A 14,686-nucleotide genomic window follows, 5' to 3' on the forward strand; every position below is an offset into this window, starting at 1 on the left:
TCAATGGCTGTCGCAACTCTGACGCAGAGCGGAGGGCATCATGCCCTCCGCTTCTTCCTTTTAAGGACCACACAATTTATCGCTGTGCTGGCGACGACTCTTCTTGGGTTGGTTGCCGTCACGTTCTTTATCGGCCGCATCGTCCCGATCGATCCCGTCATCGCCATCGTCGGCGACCGGGCTCCCGCGCATGTTTATGCGCGTGTCCGTCAGGAACTCGGCCTCGATCTTCCGATGATCCAGCAATTCTGGATCTATCTGAAAAAGGCCATCTCCGGCGACTTCGGCAATTCGGTGCTCACCACCAATCCGGTGATGACCGATATCATCAACGTTTTTCCCGCCACGCTCGAACTGGCAACGCTGGGCACGATCATTGGTGCTCTAATCGGCATTCCGCTCGGCGTTCTCGCAGCCGTGAAGCGCGGATCGCTGATCGACCAATTCGTACGCGTCCTCGGCCTCATCGGCTATTCGGTGCCGATCTTCTGGCTCGGCCTGATGGCGTTGCTTCTGTTCTACGCCAAGCTCGGCTGGGTCGAAGGTCCGGGTCGTTTGGACGTGACCTATTCCTACATGTACACGCCGGTCACCGGCATCGTGCTCATCGACACCCTGATGCAGGGACAGATGGACGCGTTCTGGAACGCCGTGTCGCATGTCATGCTGCCCGCATGTCTGCTCGGTTATTTTTCGCTCGCCTATATCAGCCGCATGACGCGCTCGTTCATGCTCAACGAACTGGCGCAGGAATATGTGATCGCAGCGCGTGTGAAAGGCTTGTCCGAGTTTCGCGTCATCTGGCGTCACGCCCTGAGGAACGCCTCCGTGCCCCTGATCACCGTGATCGCGCTGTCCTACGCGAACCTACTCGAAGGATCGGTTCTGACCGAGACGATCTTCGCCTGGCCGGGACTTGGACAATACATCACCAACTCGCTGCAAAACGCGGACATGAACGCGGTGCTCGGCGGAACGCTCGTCATCGGCGCCGCCTTCGTCATTCTCAATCTGGTGTCCGATTTGCTCTATCGCCTGCTTGATCCGAGGACTCGCTGATGACCGGCGCTGCTCCCCTTGTCCAACCCACCGGCCTTCGGGCCTGGCTGCTTTCACCCGAGCCGGCATCCCGCTGGCAGGCCCGCCTCGGCCGCCTCTATCTCGGCTGGCGTACCTTCACGAAAAATCCGCTTGCCGTGTTCGGACTCGGCATCGTTTTGTTGCTGCTGCTCGTTGCTCTGTTCGCGGGCTTTCTCGCCCCCTACTCGCCGGTTGCCGGCGGCGATCTGCGGACGCTGCGCTTGCTGCCGCCGAGCGCGGAACATTGGTTCGGAACCGACGATCAGGCCCGCGACATCTACTCGCGCGTCATCTACGGATCGCGCATCACCTTGTGGGTCGTTCTGCTCGTGTCCGTCATCGCCACACCGATCGGCCTTCTGGTCGGAACGGTCGCGGGCTATGTCGGCGGCTGGGTCGATACGGTGTTGATGCGTCTCACCGACATCTTCCTCGCCTTCCCTCGCCTCGTCCTCGCACTCGCCTTCGTTGCGGCCCTCGGCCCGGGCATCGAGAACGCCATCATCGCCATCGCGATCACATCGTGGCCGCCCTATGCGCGCATCGCGCGGGCTGAGACGCTGATGATCCGCAATAGCGATTTCATCGCCGCGGTGAAGCTGCAGGGCGCTTCGACACCCCGGATCATCATGGGGCACGTCGTGCCGTTGTGTATCTCTTCGCTGATCGTGCGCGTGACGCTCGATATGGCGGGAATCATCCTCACCGCCGCCGGCCTCGGCTTCCTCGGTCTTGGCGCACAGCCGCCGATGCCCGAATGGGGCGCGATGGTCGCCACCGGCCGCAACTATCTCATCGATCAATGGTGGGTCGCCGCCATGCCGGGCTTGGCCATCTTCGTCGTCAGCCTCGGATTCAATCTCTTGGGCGACGGTCTGCGTGACGTCCTCGATCCGAAGGCCGCCAAATGACAAAGCCGCTTCTCGAAGTCGAGGACCTTCGCGTCCGCTTTCATCTGCGCACCGGCATCGTCGAAGCGGTGCGCGGCGTGTCGTTCCAGCTTGGCCGCGAGCGGCTCGGCATCGTCGGCGAATCCGGTTCAGGCAAATCGCAGACCGGCCGTGCCATTCTCGGCCTGACGCCTCCTCCGGGCGAAGTCACGGCCGGGAAACTGACCTTCGACGGCATCGACCTTCTCACCGCCTCGAAACGCACGCTACGCACCTTGCGGGGCGGACGCATCAGCATGGTGATGCAGGATCCGAAATACTCCCTGAACCCGGTCATGACCATCGGCGAGCAGATCATCGAAGCCTATCAGGCTCATGCCAAGGCAAGCCGCGCCGAGGCGCGCGACAAGGCCCTTGCCATGCTTGAAGCGGTGAAGATGCGCGATCCCGGCCGCGTTTTCGCGCTCTACCCGCACGAAGTCTCGGGCGGCATGGGGCAGCGCGCGATGATCGCCATGATGCTGGTGACCGACCCCGACCTCCTGATCGCCGACGAGCCCACTTCGGCACTCGACGTGACGGTACAGATGGAGGTCCTGCGCATTCTCGACGAGCTCGTTGCCGAGCGCGGCATGAGCCTCATTTTCGTCTCGCACGATTTGAAGCTGGTTTCCTCCTTCTGCGACCGCGTTCTCGTGATGTATGCGGGCCGCGTCGTCGAGGAACTGGAGGCCAAGCACCTGCGGCAGGCGAAACACGCCTACACGCAAGGGCTCATGCAATGCTTGCCGACTTTGGCAAACGACATTCGTCCGCTTCCCGTCCTGAACCGCGATCCTTCCTGGGCGCAGTGACAGATCCCATGCTCGATATTCAAAACCTTCAAGTCGTTTTCGGAACCGGCCGCCTCCGGGTCGATGCGGTCAAGAACGTCAGCTTTCAGGTTGAAAGAGGCGCGTCCTACGGACTCGTAGGCGAGTCCGGCTCCGGAAAATCGACGGTGCTTCGGGCCATCTGTGGGCTTGCGCCGATTTCCGATGGGCGCGTGTCCGTCGAGGGCAAGGAAGTGACGACGCCGCGCGATCAAGCCTTTTATCGCACGGTGCAGATGGTCTTCCAGGACCCTTACGCGTCGCTGCACCCGCGCCACACCGTCGACCGCACATTGTCGGAACCGCTCGCGATCCATGGCGAGAAGGATGCGGAAGCGCGTATCGTCCAAGCGCTGCGCGAGGTGGGTCTCGGCCCCTCCTTCCGTTTCCGGTACCCGCACCAGCTATCGGGCGGCCAGCGCCAGCGCATCGCGATCGCTCGTGCGCTGATCCTGCGTCCGAAGGTTCTGTTGCTTGACGAGCCAACCTCGGCGCTTGACGCCTCTGTGCAGGCGGAGGTCTTGAACCTTCTCGACGAACTGCGCCAAAAGATGGGGCTGACTTACATTCTGGTGAGCCACGATCTCGCGGTCGTCGCACATCTGTGCGAGCGCCTTCTGGTGATGCGCCATGGCGAGGGCGTCGAAGAGACCACCGCTGCTGCCCTTCGCAGCGGCAAGGCCTCGGACAGCTATACGCGTTCGCTGATCCAGGCGAGCAGCGGATTTTCCAGAGACGGGCAAAAGACTTCTCCCGCTCTGGCAGTCTAGTTCATCTTTCTCATTTTCAATCTGTCTGGTGTGACATGTCTCGCTCTTCCTTGATGCCCGTGTTCGACGGCCATAACGATGTTCTGCTCCGCCTTATCCGCGGAAAGGCCGAGCCGGAACGCGACTTTCTCGAGGGCGACAATCTCGGTCACCTCGATTTGCCGCGCATGAAGAAGGGCGGGTTCGTCGGCGGCTTCTTCGCCGTCTATGTGTCCTCGGATAGCGGCGGAATCGACATCGACGCCATGATGACGCACACGCAATACGATGTGCCGTTGCCGCCTGCACTCGAACTTGGGCACAGTCAGCAGGTGACGCTCCACATGGCAGCCCAGCTGATCCGGATCGAGCGCGCTTCCAAGGGCGCCGTGAAGATCTGCCGGACGGCGGCCGATATCCGGGAGTGCATCGATAACGGCACCCTCGCGACGATCTTGCACATCGAAGGCGCGGAGGGAATCGACCCGGATCTGCACATGCTCGATGTGCTCTACGAAACCGGCCTGCGTTCCATCGGCCCGGTCTGGAGCCGCCCCAACATCTTCGGTCATGGTGTCCCGTTCCGTTATCCCTCGACGCCGGATACTGGTCCAGGCCTGACGGATCTCGGGCGGAACCTCGTGCGCGCTTGCAATCGCCTCAAGGTGATGATCGACCTCTCCCATCTCAACGAGAAGGGTTTTTGGGATGTTGCGAAGCTCACCGACGCGCCGCTCGTCGCAACGCATTCCAACGCTTATGCGATCAGCCCGCATTCGCGCAATTTGACCGACAAGCAACTCGCCGCCATTCGCGAGAGCCGTGGCATGGTCGGCGTCAATTTCGCAACGTCCTTCATCCGCCCCGATGGCCAGCGTAATGACGACACGCCGCTGCAGGAGATGATCCGTCACATGGACCATCTGATCGAGCATGTGGGGGTGGATGGCGTCGGTTTCGGCTCCGACTTCGACGGCGCGACAATTCCCAACGAAATCGGCGATGTTGCCGGCCTGCCGCGCCTCGTCGAAGCGATGCGCAAGCACGGCTATGACGAAGCGACCCTGCGCAAGCTCTGCTTTGAGAACTGGGTCAATGTGCTGGAACGGACCTGGGGCCACTGAGCGCGGAACCAACACCAAATTGAGAAAGGGCGATGCGGAAAACCCCATCGCCCTTTTTCATGTCTTTTGCGGACTCGGAACCGCTTTGGAACCACCGCCCTCACCCTGAGGAGCCATTCCTTCTGGAATGGCTCCTCAGGGTGAGGCCAGCCGCTCTCTCAAGCGGTTCTTATTGCTCAGCCTTCGACGTCAGCGCAAAAATACTCGCGATGCCACCGACTCCCAACATTAACATCAGGCTCACCGCGTTGATCGCCGGCGTCGCGCCTTCGCGCATCTGACCGTACATGGTGATCGGCAGCGGCGGATCGGAGCCAACGAGCATCAGGGTCGTGTTGAAATTCTCGAACGACATGAGAAGCGCAACCAGACCCGCACCGAACAAAGCCGGCTTTAGGAAGGGGAGCGTGACGGTGCGCAACACGCGCGCGCGGCTGGCGCCGAGATCGAGTGCGGCTTCCTCAAGCGACCGGTCGAACTTCCGCAACCGCGCGGCAATGATGAGCGTCGCGATGGTGAGGATGAAGGATAGCTGACCGAGGATCACCAGAGGCAGCCCGGGGCGCAGCATGTCGATGTCGGCGTTCAGCGCATCCTCGAGCCCGTTCGCGACACGCGAGAAGAAGGCCAGGATTGAGATGCCGAGGACGACGCCCGGGATGACGAGCGGCCACAGCATCATCATCGCCAGCACGGTCTTGCCGCGAAACTCGGCCCGCTCCAGCACCCACGCATTCACCGTGCCGATGAGTACGGCAAGAAAGGCCACGGGCAACGCGATCTTGAAGCTGTTGCCGATGCTGGTGAGCCAGATCGGATCCTTCAGCACGCCGGGCTTGCCGAAGACGGAGCCCGTGCCGACAAACCATTCCAGCGTGAAGCCCTTCCATGGCGGAGACGGGAACGGGCTGGCGTTGAAGGCGAAGATCGCTACGACCAAAAGCGGCGCGAACAGGAAGATGTAGAACGCCGCGATGTAGAGTTTCCAGACAATGGACGGACGGTTCATGGTTCAAGCCTGCCGCAAAGTCGTGCCCAAGCTTTGCCGGGTGAGGCGCAAGCCCGCCCAGACAATGGCGGAAGAGAGCAAGAGGAGAAGGATGCCGAAAGCCGCGCCCTGGGGCCAGTTGAAGCGCGTGATGAACTGAGCGTAGATCTGCTCGGTGAACCACAACCCGTTCTTGCCACCCAGGAGCACCGGCGTCGCGAAATTGCCGACGGTGAGCATGAACACGATGATCGAGCCCGCGACGATGCCAGGCATCGCATGCGGAATGACGATCCTGCGCAACACGGTCCAGCGGCTTCCGCCGAGATCGAAGCCTGCCTCGACGACGGACGGCTCAAGGCTCTCAAGCGCGTTCGCCAGCGGCACGATCATGAACAGCAGGCCGCCATAGACCAGACCGAGGATCACCGCGCCATCGTTGTAGAGCAGCTCCACCGGCTGGCTTGCGAGGCCCGTCATGCGCAGGAGGTAGGAGATGATGCCGGTCTCGCGCAACAGCATCATCCACCCGAGCGTGCGCACGAGTTCGGACACCCAGAACGGGAGAAGGCAGAGAAGCAGAAGCATCGCCTTTACGCGCCCTTGCGCCACGCGCGCGATGTACATCGCGATCGGGAAGGCGAGCACGAGCGTGATCACTGTCACCATGATCGACATGATCGCCGTGCGCGCGAACGTGCGCCAATAGAGCGGCTCGGTGAAGAACTCGAGATAGTTCCCGAAGCCAAACTCATAGACGCGCGGTGCAACGCGCTGGCTGAAGGAGAGGATCAGGATCTCCACATGCGGCAGGATGATGAGCAATCCAAGCCACAGGATGGCCGGAGCCATCAGGAGAAACAGGGTGAGACGGTGCGCCGGTTTCATGCGGCAAAGACCTTCATCGCATCCGCGGTCCAGCCGAGATGGACCGCTTCGCCCACCTCGATGCCGGCCAGCGGACCAGCCTGCGGAAGCACGGCGCGAACCGGCTGATCGAAGCCGGGCGTCTCGATGAGCAGGCTGGACGCCGCCCCATCGAACAGGACCGCCGAAACGCGGCCTTCGAAACGGTTGGGAAGACTGCTGAGAGCCGCCGCATCCTGCGCCAACGCGACCGCCTCGGGCCGCACGAAGGACAGAGCAGCCCCTTGCGATACACCTCCGCGTCCGTGAAGCATGCCGCCGGTCGACAGGCGGACGGTCACGGCGCCGTTGGAGGCCGATGCGACATCGCCCTGCCAGCGATTCGTCTCGCCGACGAAGCTCGCAACGAACGGGGTCGCCGGGTTGTGATAGAGCTCACGCGGGCTGCCGACCTGCTCGAATCGGCCCTGGTTCATCACGGCGATCCGGTCCGACATCACGAGAGCTTCGGACTGATCGTGCGTGATGTAGGCGAAAGTGGTGTTGAACTGACCTTGCAACTGCTTCAGCTCGATCTTCATGTGCTCGCGCAGCTTGAGGTCAAGCGCGCCGAGCGGCTCGTCGAGCAGGACGAGGGTCGGTTCGAGAACCAGGCAGCGGGCAATCGCCACGCGCTGGCGCTGACCGCCGGAAAGAGCGGTCACGCGGCGCTCGCCGAAACCCTTCAAACCGACGCGCTCCAGCATGCGGGTGGCGCGCTCATCGGCCTCCGCGCGGCCGACACCACGGCAGGTGAGACCGTAAGCGATGTTCTCGCCGACGCTCATCATGGGAAACAGTGCGAGGCTCTGGAAAACCATGTTGACCGGCCGCCGATTGGCTGGAACGCCGATCATCGACTTGTCGCGAATGCGAATGTCGCCGGATGTCGGGTTCTCGAAGCCGGCGATCATGCGCATCAAGGTGGTCTTGCCGCAGCCGGAAGGTCCGAGAATCGAGAAGAATTCGCCGCGAGCGACGCTGAAGGTCACGTTGTTGACGGCCGCATGCGTGCCGAACTGCTTGGTGACGTTAACGAGATCGAGATCGGTGGATTGTGACATGGAAGGTGCAAACACAAAAAAGTCGCCCCCCGGACGAGCCGGGGGACGATGATCAATCAAGGGGTTAAGATTACGAACCGGCCTTCAGACGGTCGAGAACCTTGCCTTCGATTTCTTCGATGCCGGCGGGCACGGCCGGGTACCACTTGATGTTGTCGATCGCTGCCTTCGGGAAGCTCTCGGCGAACTGATCCTTCAGCTTACCCTGCATGAGCTTGTCAGCGCCGTTCGAAGCCGTGAAGTTGCCGGCGGAAGCGGCGATCTTCGCAGCGATCTCAGGACGCATGTTGAAGTTGATCCACTTGTAAGCGGCATCGTCGTTGCGGCCCTTGGAAGGGATCGCGAACGTGTCGACCCAGCCCAGCGCGCCCGACTTCGGCGCAACGAACTTGATGTCGGCGTTCTCGGAGCTGAGCTTCCAGCCACCCGTATCCCACGCCATGGCGGCGACGACTTCACCGGAGCGAAGCGCGTTGAGGAGCTGGTCCTTGCCGTCCCAGAAGAACTTCACGTTCTTCTTGCACTCGGCGAGCTTGGCGCCGACCTTGTCCATCATCGCGGCGTAAGCCTTGGCGTCCTTGTACGACGCGAAGGGATCCATGCCGTTGGCGAAAGCGAACGCGATCAGCGCGGGACGCTTGGCGCGGAAGCTCGACTTGCCGGCGATGGCGGCGTCGCAAAGATCGTTATAGTCGGCGACCTTCGGAGCAGCCTTCGTGTTCACGATCAGGCCGTCCGTGCCCCAGATGTGGGGAACGCCATAGACCTTGCCGTCAAGCGTGGTGTTCTTCTTGGTCGCTTCAAGCATCGAAGCGATGAAGAGGTCCGACTTGAGCTTCGAGAGATCGATCGGCTTGTAGATGCCGAATTCCTGCTGCGGGCCGGCGATGCGGTCCTGGCTCGGCTGAACGAGATCAAAGCCCGCGCCCTGCGTGGCGCGCAGCTTCGAGATCATCTCTTCGTTGTTCGAGAGCGTGACCTCGACTTCGATGCCGGTTTCCTTCGTGAACTGCGCCACGATATCTGCCGGAGCGTAATCCGCCCAGGTGAGCAGTCGCAGTTTTTCGGCGGCGTTCGCCGAGCCGGCGACCATGAGAGCAGCAAAAGCCGTAGCCAGCTTCAGGCTGGCGCGCTTGGTCAACATTTTAATCCTCCAATGTGGTCCGGGTTTGGCCCGTGTTCCCCAGTTGCAAAACTATATGACACTCGGACGACACGCCACCTATTTAAGCACGTTATACAGTGTTTGTAAGCCGGCTTAGTTAACTGGCAGGCTAGCTGACAGAAGCCTGCCGCACCGTTATCAAGAGGCACGTCCCTGGAGCCTCTCTCGATGCGCACGTTCTATCCCGAGATCGAACCTTACGACCATGGCATGCTCGATGTCGGCGATGGACACCATGTGTATTGGGAATTGTGCGGTAACCCGAACGGCAAGCCCGTTGTCTTCCTGCACGGCGGACCGGGTGGGGGTTGCTCGCCGACCCAGCGTCGGCTTTTCAACCCTGAGAAGTATCGCATCCTTCTTTTCGACCAGCGCGGTTGCGGGCACTCGACACCCTATGCGAGCCTGGAGGCCAACACCACCTGGCACCTGGTGGCGGATATTGAACGACTCCGCGCGATGATCGGCGTCGACAAATGGATGGTCTTCGGCGGGTCTTGGGGTAGCACGCTGGCACTCGCCTATGCAGAAACGCATCCTGAGCGCGTCAGCGAACTCGTGGTTCGGGGCATCTTCACGTTACGTCGTGCGGAACTGCTCTGGTACTATCAGGAGGGTGCATCCTGGATGTTCCCTGACAAGTGGGAGCGTTATCTCGCGCCGATCCCGGTCGAGGAGCGCGGCGACATGATGGCGGCGTACCGTAAACGCCTGACCCATCCGGATCCGGCCGTTCAGCGGGAGGCCGCCAAAGCCTGGAGCCTTTGGGAAGGCGAGACGATCACCCTGCTCCCGAGCCAGGATTACAGCACCCAATTCGGCGAGGAGCACTACGCCCTCGCCTTCGCCCGGATCGAAAACCACTACTTCGTCAATGAGGGTTTCTTCGAGGAAGGGCAGCTCATTCGTAACGCCGATCGGCTTAAGAACATCCCCGGCGTGATCATCCAGGGCCGGTACGACGTCGCGACGCCGCCGAAGACGGCCTGGGACCTGCACAAGGCCTGGCCCGAAGCGAAGTTCATCATGGTGCCGGACGCAGGCCACGCCGTGTCGGAGCCCGGCATCCTGCACCATCTCATTGAGACGACGGACGCTTTCGCGAAGGGTTGAGGCTCAAGAGCCAATGCGTCACCCGAGGCGCGCCAGCGGAAGCCGGATCATCCTCGGAAGACGGCGCCATATTCAAGCGAGCGCTTACTTGGCGGTCCAACCGCCATCCACGGACAGGTTCGCGCCAGTGATCTGGCTGGCCGCATCCGAGCACAGGAAGACCGCCAGCGCCGCCACCTGATCGACCGTTACGAATTGCTTGGTCGGCTGCGCCTCGAGCAGGACGTCGTTGATGACCTGCTCCTTGGTCAGCCCGCGCGCTTTCATGGTGTCGGGGATCTGCTTCTCGACCAAAGGCGTCCAGACATAGCCGGGGCTGATGCAGTTGACCGTGATCCCGTGGGTCGCCACTTCGAGCGCTGCCGTCTTGGTAAGACCGGCGATGCCGTGTTTGGCGGCGACATAGGCCGATTTGAACGGCGAGGCCACGAGGGAATGGGCGGAAGCCGTGTTGATAATGCGCCCCCACTTGCGCGCCTTCATACCCGGCAGCGCCGTGCGGATCGTATGAAAGGCCGAGGAGAGATTGATCGCGAGGATCTGGTTCCACTTCTCGACCGGGAAATCCTCGATCGGCGAGACGAACTGGATGCCTGCATTGTTCACGAGGACATCGACCCCGCCGAAGGTCGTCTCGGCCAGGCGGATCATGTCGGCGATTTCGTCAGGCTTCGACATGTCGGCCGGGGAATAGATCGCGCGCACACCGAATTCCGCTTCGATGCCGGCACGCTCTTTCTCAATCTCGTCGGCAGGGCCGAAGCCGTTGATCAGGACGGACGCGCCCTCCTTGGCGAAAGCGCGGGCGATGGCCAGGCCGATACCGCTCGTGGAGCCGGTAACGACAGCGGTCTTGGACTTCAACATCCTCATCTCCTTCAGATGCGCCTGGGATGCAGGCTCCAATCGAGGTCACGACATAACATGAAGGGGCGAGGCGGGAAGAGTCTACCCGAAGCGCCATTAACATGCGTGAACACCAGCTATGGCTCTCGGGCATGTTTTTGATGCATGGCCTTGATCCAAGCCTTTCCGTTGAACGATCCATCCCGATATGAGATGGGGCTCTTGCGGGATTTAGGTACAGTCAACGAGCATATGGTGCAGACAGCGAGAATTCTCCCCTGTGGCGACAGCGCCCTATCCGTCGAGTTCGGGGACGCCATCGACCCGGATCTCAACGGCAAGGTTCTCGCGCTCGAGGATATTCTGCGGGCGAACCCTCCGGCGGGCCTTTTGGAGACGGTGCCGACCTACCGGTCGCTCACCGTCCAATTCGACCCGACCCTGACGGATTACGACGCCCTTGTCGCGTTTCTGGCCGAGCAGACGAAAAACCTCGCCCCCCGCAACACCGTCGGCAAACGCTGGCACGTGCCGGTGGTCTATGGCGGGGCCTATGGCGCCGACCTTGAGGAGGTGGCAGAGCGTCACAATCTCACGCCTCAGGAGTTGATCGACCTCCATTCCGCCGCGATCTACCGCGTCTACATGATCGGGTTTCTTCCCGGCTTCGCCTATCTGGGCGGGCTAGATCCCCGACTTGCAACCCCGCGCCGGACGCAGCCTCGAGCGAAAATTCCGAGCGGCTCGATCATCATCGGCGGCGCGCAGGCGGCTGTCGGATCGATCGAGGGGCCGAGCGGATGGCACCTGCTCGGCCGCACCCCCGTGCGCAGCTATGCTCCCGAACGGGACCCGGCCTTTCTCCTCGCCGCGGGCGACGAGATCGTATTTCAACCCATCGACGCCTCGAAGTGGGATTCTCTCGAACGCGCCGCGATGGCGGGCGAACCGGTCGCCGAACAGGTGACGCCATGACGGAACTCGTGGTGAAAACCTGCGGCCCGATGACGACCCTGCAGGATCGCGGGCGGTTGGGCTATCAGCGTTTCGGCGTCTCGCCATCCGGTGCGATGGATCGGCGCTCGCTTGCAATCGCAAATGCGCTCGTGGGCAATTCGCCCGAGACGGCTGCCATTGAGTTCATGAATCTGGGTGGGACCTTGACCGCGTCGGGCGGAGATCTTCGCATCGCGCTGGCGGGAGCAGGCTGCACCCTGAGTATCGAGGGAGCACTCGTCCCACCCCACACGACAGCGATTCTAAAGGACGGGCAGATCGCGCAGATCGGCCATGCGCGAACCGGTACCTTCGCCTATCTCGCGGTCGCAGGCGGCTTCGCCATCGCGCCCCAACTCGGCAGCCTGTCGTTTCATCTCCGTTCAAAGCTCGGAGGGCATAACGGCGGTCCGCTCCAGGCCGGAGACCACCTCCCCTGCCGATCCGAGGCGCAGGAGGGCGCGTTGACTCATTTTCCGGGCGACGCGCCGCAACCCCCTGACGCGATCCGCGTGATGCTTGGGCCCCAGGACGATTATTTCACGGAAGAAGCCATTCGTTTGTTCCTAGAAAGCCAGTTCACCGTCAGCGCCCAGGCAGACCGGATGGGCTTCCAGCTCTCAGGCCCGACGCTCGAACATTCGAAGGGCTTCAACATCGTCTCCGACGGGATCGTGGACGGCCATATTCAGGTGCCGGGCAACGGCCAGCCCATCGTCCTGATGCGCGACCGCCAGACGACCGGCGGCTACCCGAAGATCGCCACCGTCATCAGCGCCGATCTCGACCATTTCGCGCAAGCACGTCCCGGATCGATACTCCGCTTCCGCGCCGTCTCACGCGGGGAAGCGGTCGCGGCGGCGCGCGAGGCCAAGGCCTGGATCGCCGCCCTGCCTGAGGCTCTCGTGCCTCTGCGCTTCAGCCTGACGACGGAACACCTGTTGAGCACCAACCTGATCGGCGGCACCGTCAACGCCCTGTCTCCAAAGATCGGCGAAGGGTGAGGCCTCAAGCAGCATTGAGGGCCGCAAGCGCCTCGCGATGCAAAGCCGGCGTTGCAGCGGCAACCACGCGCCCGTCGCTGTTCAGGCCGAGCGCCTGACCCGACCAATCGGTAATGACGCCCCCGGCGCCCTGGATGACCGGCACAAGCGACAAATAATCGTAAGGCTGCAACCCCACTTCGGCCATGACATCGATATGGCCGCTCGCGAGCAGCGCATAGGCGTAGCAATCGCCCCCGAACCGCCGCAGCGCCACGCGCTTGCTGATGGATTCGAAACAATCCCGATCCTGGCCGGTGAAAATATCCGGTGTGGTCGCGTAGAGGATAGACTCGGCGAGGCTTGTTCGCCCGCTCGTGCTGCAGGGCTGGCCATTATATCGCGTGACGTCGCCCGGCCGTCCGACCCACCGCTCGCGCAGCGCCGGATGGTCGACGATTCCGACCTTCGGGACTCCGCCCTCCAGAAAAGCGATCAGCGTGCCGAAGGTCGGCATGCCGGTGATGAAGCTCTTGGTGCCGTCGATGGGATCGATCACCCAAACCCGTTCCGCGTCGGCCTTGTCCAACCCGTGTTCCTCGCCGAAGAGCCCGTGATCGGGAAAGCGTTCGCGAATCCGCTCCCGAATCGCCGCCTCGATCTCGCGGTCGGCGATGGTGACCGGTGAGGCATCGGCCTTGGATTCGATCACGAGCTTCTGGCGAAAATATCGAAGCGCAACAGGAGCCGCCAAATCGGCAAGCTTCTCGGCAAATGCCGTTATCTCCAGGAAATTGCCCGTGTCATAAAATTGCATGAAAGTTCCCCGAATAAAGGTGGTGGACAAGGTAACGTGTATTTGTAAGTCTGCTAACTAATTACACAAGCACAACATGTGCAGAGGGGACTGGCTATGAAAGTGTGGAATGTTCTCGCGTTGAGTCTGTTGCTTTCCGGAACGGCACATGCCGGCACGGTAACTGCCTATACGGCACTTGAGGAAGATGAGATCGCCGAATATACGGCGGCCGCCAAGAAGGCGCTGCCGGATGTCGACCTCAAGGTTCTCCGACTTTCCACGGGAGATCTTGGCGCTCGCATCCTTGCCGAAGCATCCAACCCGCAACACGATGTGATTTGGGGCTGGGCCGTCACCAATACGATGGACCCACGCATTCTCAACCTGCTCGAGCCCTACAAGGCCAAGGGTGCCGAGAAACTGGCCGCGCCCTATCACGCCGCCGACGACAAATGGTTCGCCGCGACCGGCTACATGGCAGCCTTCTGCGTCAACAACGAGCGCGCGAAGGCGAAGGGCCTGCCGATGCCGAAAGACTGGGAGGATCTGCTCGATCCCAAGTTCAAGGGTGAGGTCGTGATGCCCAACCCGGTGTCATCGGGCACGGGCTACCTCCAGATCGTCGGCATCCTGCAGCAGATGGGCGAGGAAAAAGGCTGGAAGTTCCTGAAGGACCTCGACGCCAACGTCGCCCAATACATCAAGTCCGGCTCCCGTCCCTGCAAGGCGGCTCGCGCCGGCGAGTTCGCGGTCGGCACTTCGCTCGCCTTCGCGGGCGTCCAGTCTGTCGTGGAAGGCTTCCCCGTCACCATGGTCATTCCGGCCAAGGGCGCGGGTTACGAGCTTGAGGCATCCGCCCTCATGAAGAGCTCGAAGAACAAGGCCGACGCACAGAAGTTCCTCGACTGGACCCTCTCGCCCGAAACCGCTTCGATCTACGGCAAGTACAAGGAAATCGTGACGACCGCCGGCTACAAGCCGTCTGACGCCTCGATCAAGGCTGGGTTGCCTGCGGACGTGACGAAGGCTCTGTTGCCGATCGACTTCGCGAAGTCGGCGAAGGAGCGCGACGCCATTCTGGAGCGCTGGCAGAAGGAAATCGGTCGCTGAC

The 14,686-nt window shown here is 61.9% G+C and carries 15 protein-coding genes; 9 read left to right on the plus strand and 6 right to left on the minus strand.

Going from position 1 to position 14,686, the window contains the following annotated elements; translation table 11 throughout:
• Positions 1 to 3: 3 nt before the first annotated feature.
• From I2H38_RS10105 to I2H38_RS10125, 5 genes are read left to right on the plus strand one after another with little or no spacing between them, the layout of a single operon-like run.
• Positions 4 to 1,059: an ABC transporter permease gene (locus tag I2H38_RS10105; protein ID WP_196271729.1), complete on the plus strand. Its 1,056-nt coding sequence runs from the start codon at positions 4 to 6 to the stop codon at positions 1,057 to 1,059.
• Complete coding sequence (locus I2H38_RS10110; RefSeq protein ID WP_196271730.1) at positions 1,059 to 1,991, plus strand: ABC transporter permease; 933 nt, start codon at positions 1,059 to 1,061, stop codon at positions 1,989 to 1,991. Before I2H38_RS10105 ends, I2H38_RS10110 begins: the two co-directional genes overlap by 1 nt.
• Positions 1,988 to 2,824, plus strand: a complete 837-nt coding sequence (locus I2H38_RS10115; protein ID WP_196271731.1) for an ABC transporter ATP-binding protein — start codon at positions 1,988 to 1,990, stop codon at positions 2,822 to 2,824. Before I2H38_RS10110 ends, I2H38_RS10115 begins: the two co-directional genes overlap by 4 nt.
• Before the next feature lie 8 nt (positions 2,825 to 2,832).
• Positions 2,833 to 3,612, plus strand: coding sequence for an ABC transporter ATP-binding protein (locus I2H38_RS10120; protein ID WP_196271732.1), 780 nt, complete (start codon positions 2,833 to 2,835; stop codon positions 3,610 to 3,612).
• Positions 3,613 to 3,647: 35 nt separating this feature from the next.
• On the plus strand, positions 3,648 to 4,715 hold the full coding sequence (locus I2H38_RS10125) for a dipeptidase (RefSeq protein WP_196271733.1): 1,068 nt from the start codon (positions 3,648 to 3,650) through the stop codon (positions 4,713 to 4,715).
• A gap of 169 nt (positions 4,716 to 4,884) precedes the next feature.
• On the opposite strand, the gene I2H38_RS10130 is transcribed toward I2H38_RS10125, so the two are convergent.
• The 4 genes from I2H38_RS10130 to I2H38_RS10145 form a co-directional block, all read right to left on the minus strand.
• A complete protein-coding gene (locus tag I2H38_RS10130; protein WP_196271734.1) occupies positions 4,885 to 5,724 on the minus strand; it encodes an ABC transporter permease in 840 nt (279 codons plus the stop codon).
• A gap of 3 nt (positions 5,725 to 5,727) precedes the next feature.
• Positions 5,728 to 6,591, minus strand: a complete 864-nt coding sequence (locus I2H38_RS10135) for an ABC transporter permease (protein ID WP_196271735.1) — start codon at positions 6,589 to 6,591, stop codon at positions 5,728 to 5,730.
• Complete coding sequence (locus I2H38_RS10140; protein WP_196271736.1) at positions 6,588 to 7,673, minus strand: ABC transporter ATP-binding protein; 1,086 nt, start codon at positions 7,671 to 7,673, stop codon at positions 6,588 to 6,590. The genes I2H38_RS10135 and I2H38_RS10140 overlap by 4 nt, the downstream gene beginning before the upstream one ends.
• Before the next feature lie 70 nt (positions 7,674 to 7,743).
• Positions 7,744 to 8,817, minus strand: coding sequence for an extracellular solute-binding protein (locus I2H38_RS10145; RefSeq protein ID WP_196271737.1), 1,074 nt, complete (start codon positions 8,815 to 8,817; stop codon positions 7,744 to 7,746).
• A gap of 189 nt (positions 8,818 to 9,006) precedes the next feature.
• Here I2H38_RS10145 and pip point away from each other — a divergent pair, with 189 nt between their 5' ends.
• Entirely contained in the window at positions 9,007 to 9,951 is a 945-nt protein-coding gene (gene pip / locus I2H38_RS10150) for a prolyl aminopeptidase (RefSeq protein WP_196271738.1), read from the plus strand.
• Between the two features lie 84 nt (positions 9,952 to 10,035).
• Here the strand turns inward: pip and I2H38_RS10155 are convergent, their stop codons facing one another.
• On the minus strand, positions 10,036 to 10,824 hold the full coding sequence (locus I2H38_RS10155; protein ID WP_407664054.1) for a 3-hydroxybutyrate dehydrogenase: 789 nt from the start codon (positions 10,822 to 10,824) through the stop codon (positions 10,036 to 10,038).
• Positions 10,825 to 11,049: 225 nt separating this feature from the next.
• On the opposite strand from I2H38_RS10155, the gene pxpB reads away from it, so the two are divergent.
• Together pxpB and I2H38_RS10165 are read left to right on the plus strand one after the other, a co-directional pair.
• Positions 11,050 to 11,772 (plus strand): 5-oxoprolinase subunit PxpB, encoded by a 723-nt coding sequence (pxpB, locus tag I2H38_RS10160; protein WP_196271740.1) that lies wholly within the window; start codon positions 11,050 to 11,052, stop codon positions 11,770 to 11,772.
• Entirely contained in the window at positions 11,769 to 12,797 is a 1,029-nt protein-coding gene (locus I2H38_RS10165) for a 5-oxoprolinase subunit C family protein (RefSeq protein ID WP_196271741.1), read from the plus strand. The genes pxpB and I2H38_RS10165 overlap by 4 nt, the downstream gene beginning before the upstream one ends.
• Positions 12,798 to 12,801: 4 nt before the next feature.
• On the opposite strand, the gene hisN is transcribed toward I2H38_RS10165, so the two are convergent.
• Positions 12,802 to 13,593, minus strand: a complete 792-nt coding sequence (gene hisN, locus I2H38_RS10170) for a histidinol-phosphatase (RefSeq protein ID WP_196271742.1) — start codon at positions 13,591 to 13,593, stop codon at positions 12,802 to 12,804.
• 96 nt (positions 13,594 to 13,689) lie between these two features.
• On the opposite strand from hisN, the gene I2H38_RS10175 reads away from it, so the two are divergent.
• A complete protein-coding gene (locus I2H38_RS10175; RefSeq protein ID WP_196271743.1) occupies positions 13,690 to 14,685 on the plus strand; it encodes an ABC transporter substrate-binding protein in 996 nt (331 codons plus the stop codon).
• Position 14,686 lies beyond the last annotated feature (1 nt).

It is taken from the genome of Microvirga alba, assembly GCF_015694465.1.
Lineage (GTDB): Bacteria > Pseudomonadota > Alphaproteobacteria > Rhizobiales > Beijerinckiaceae > Microvirga > Microvirga alba.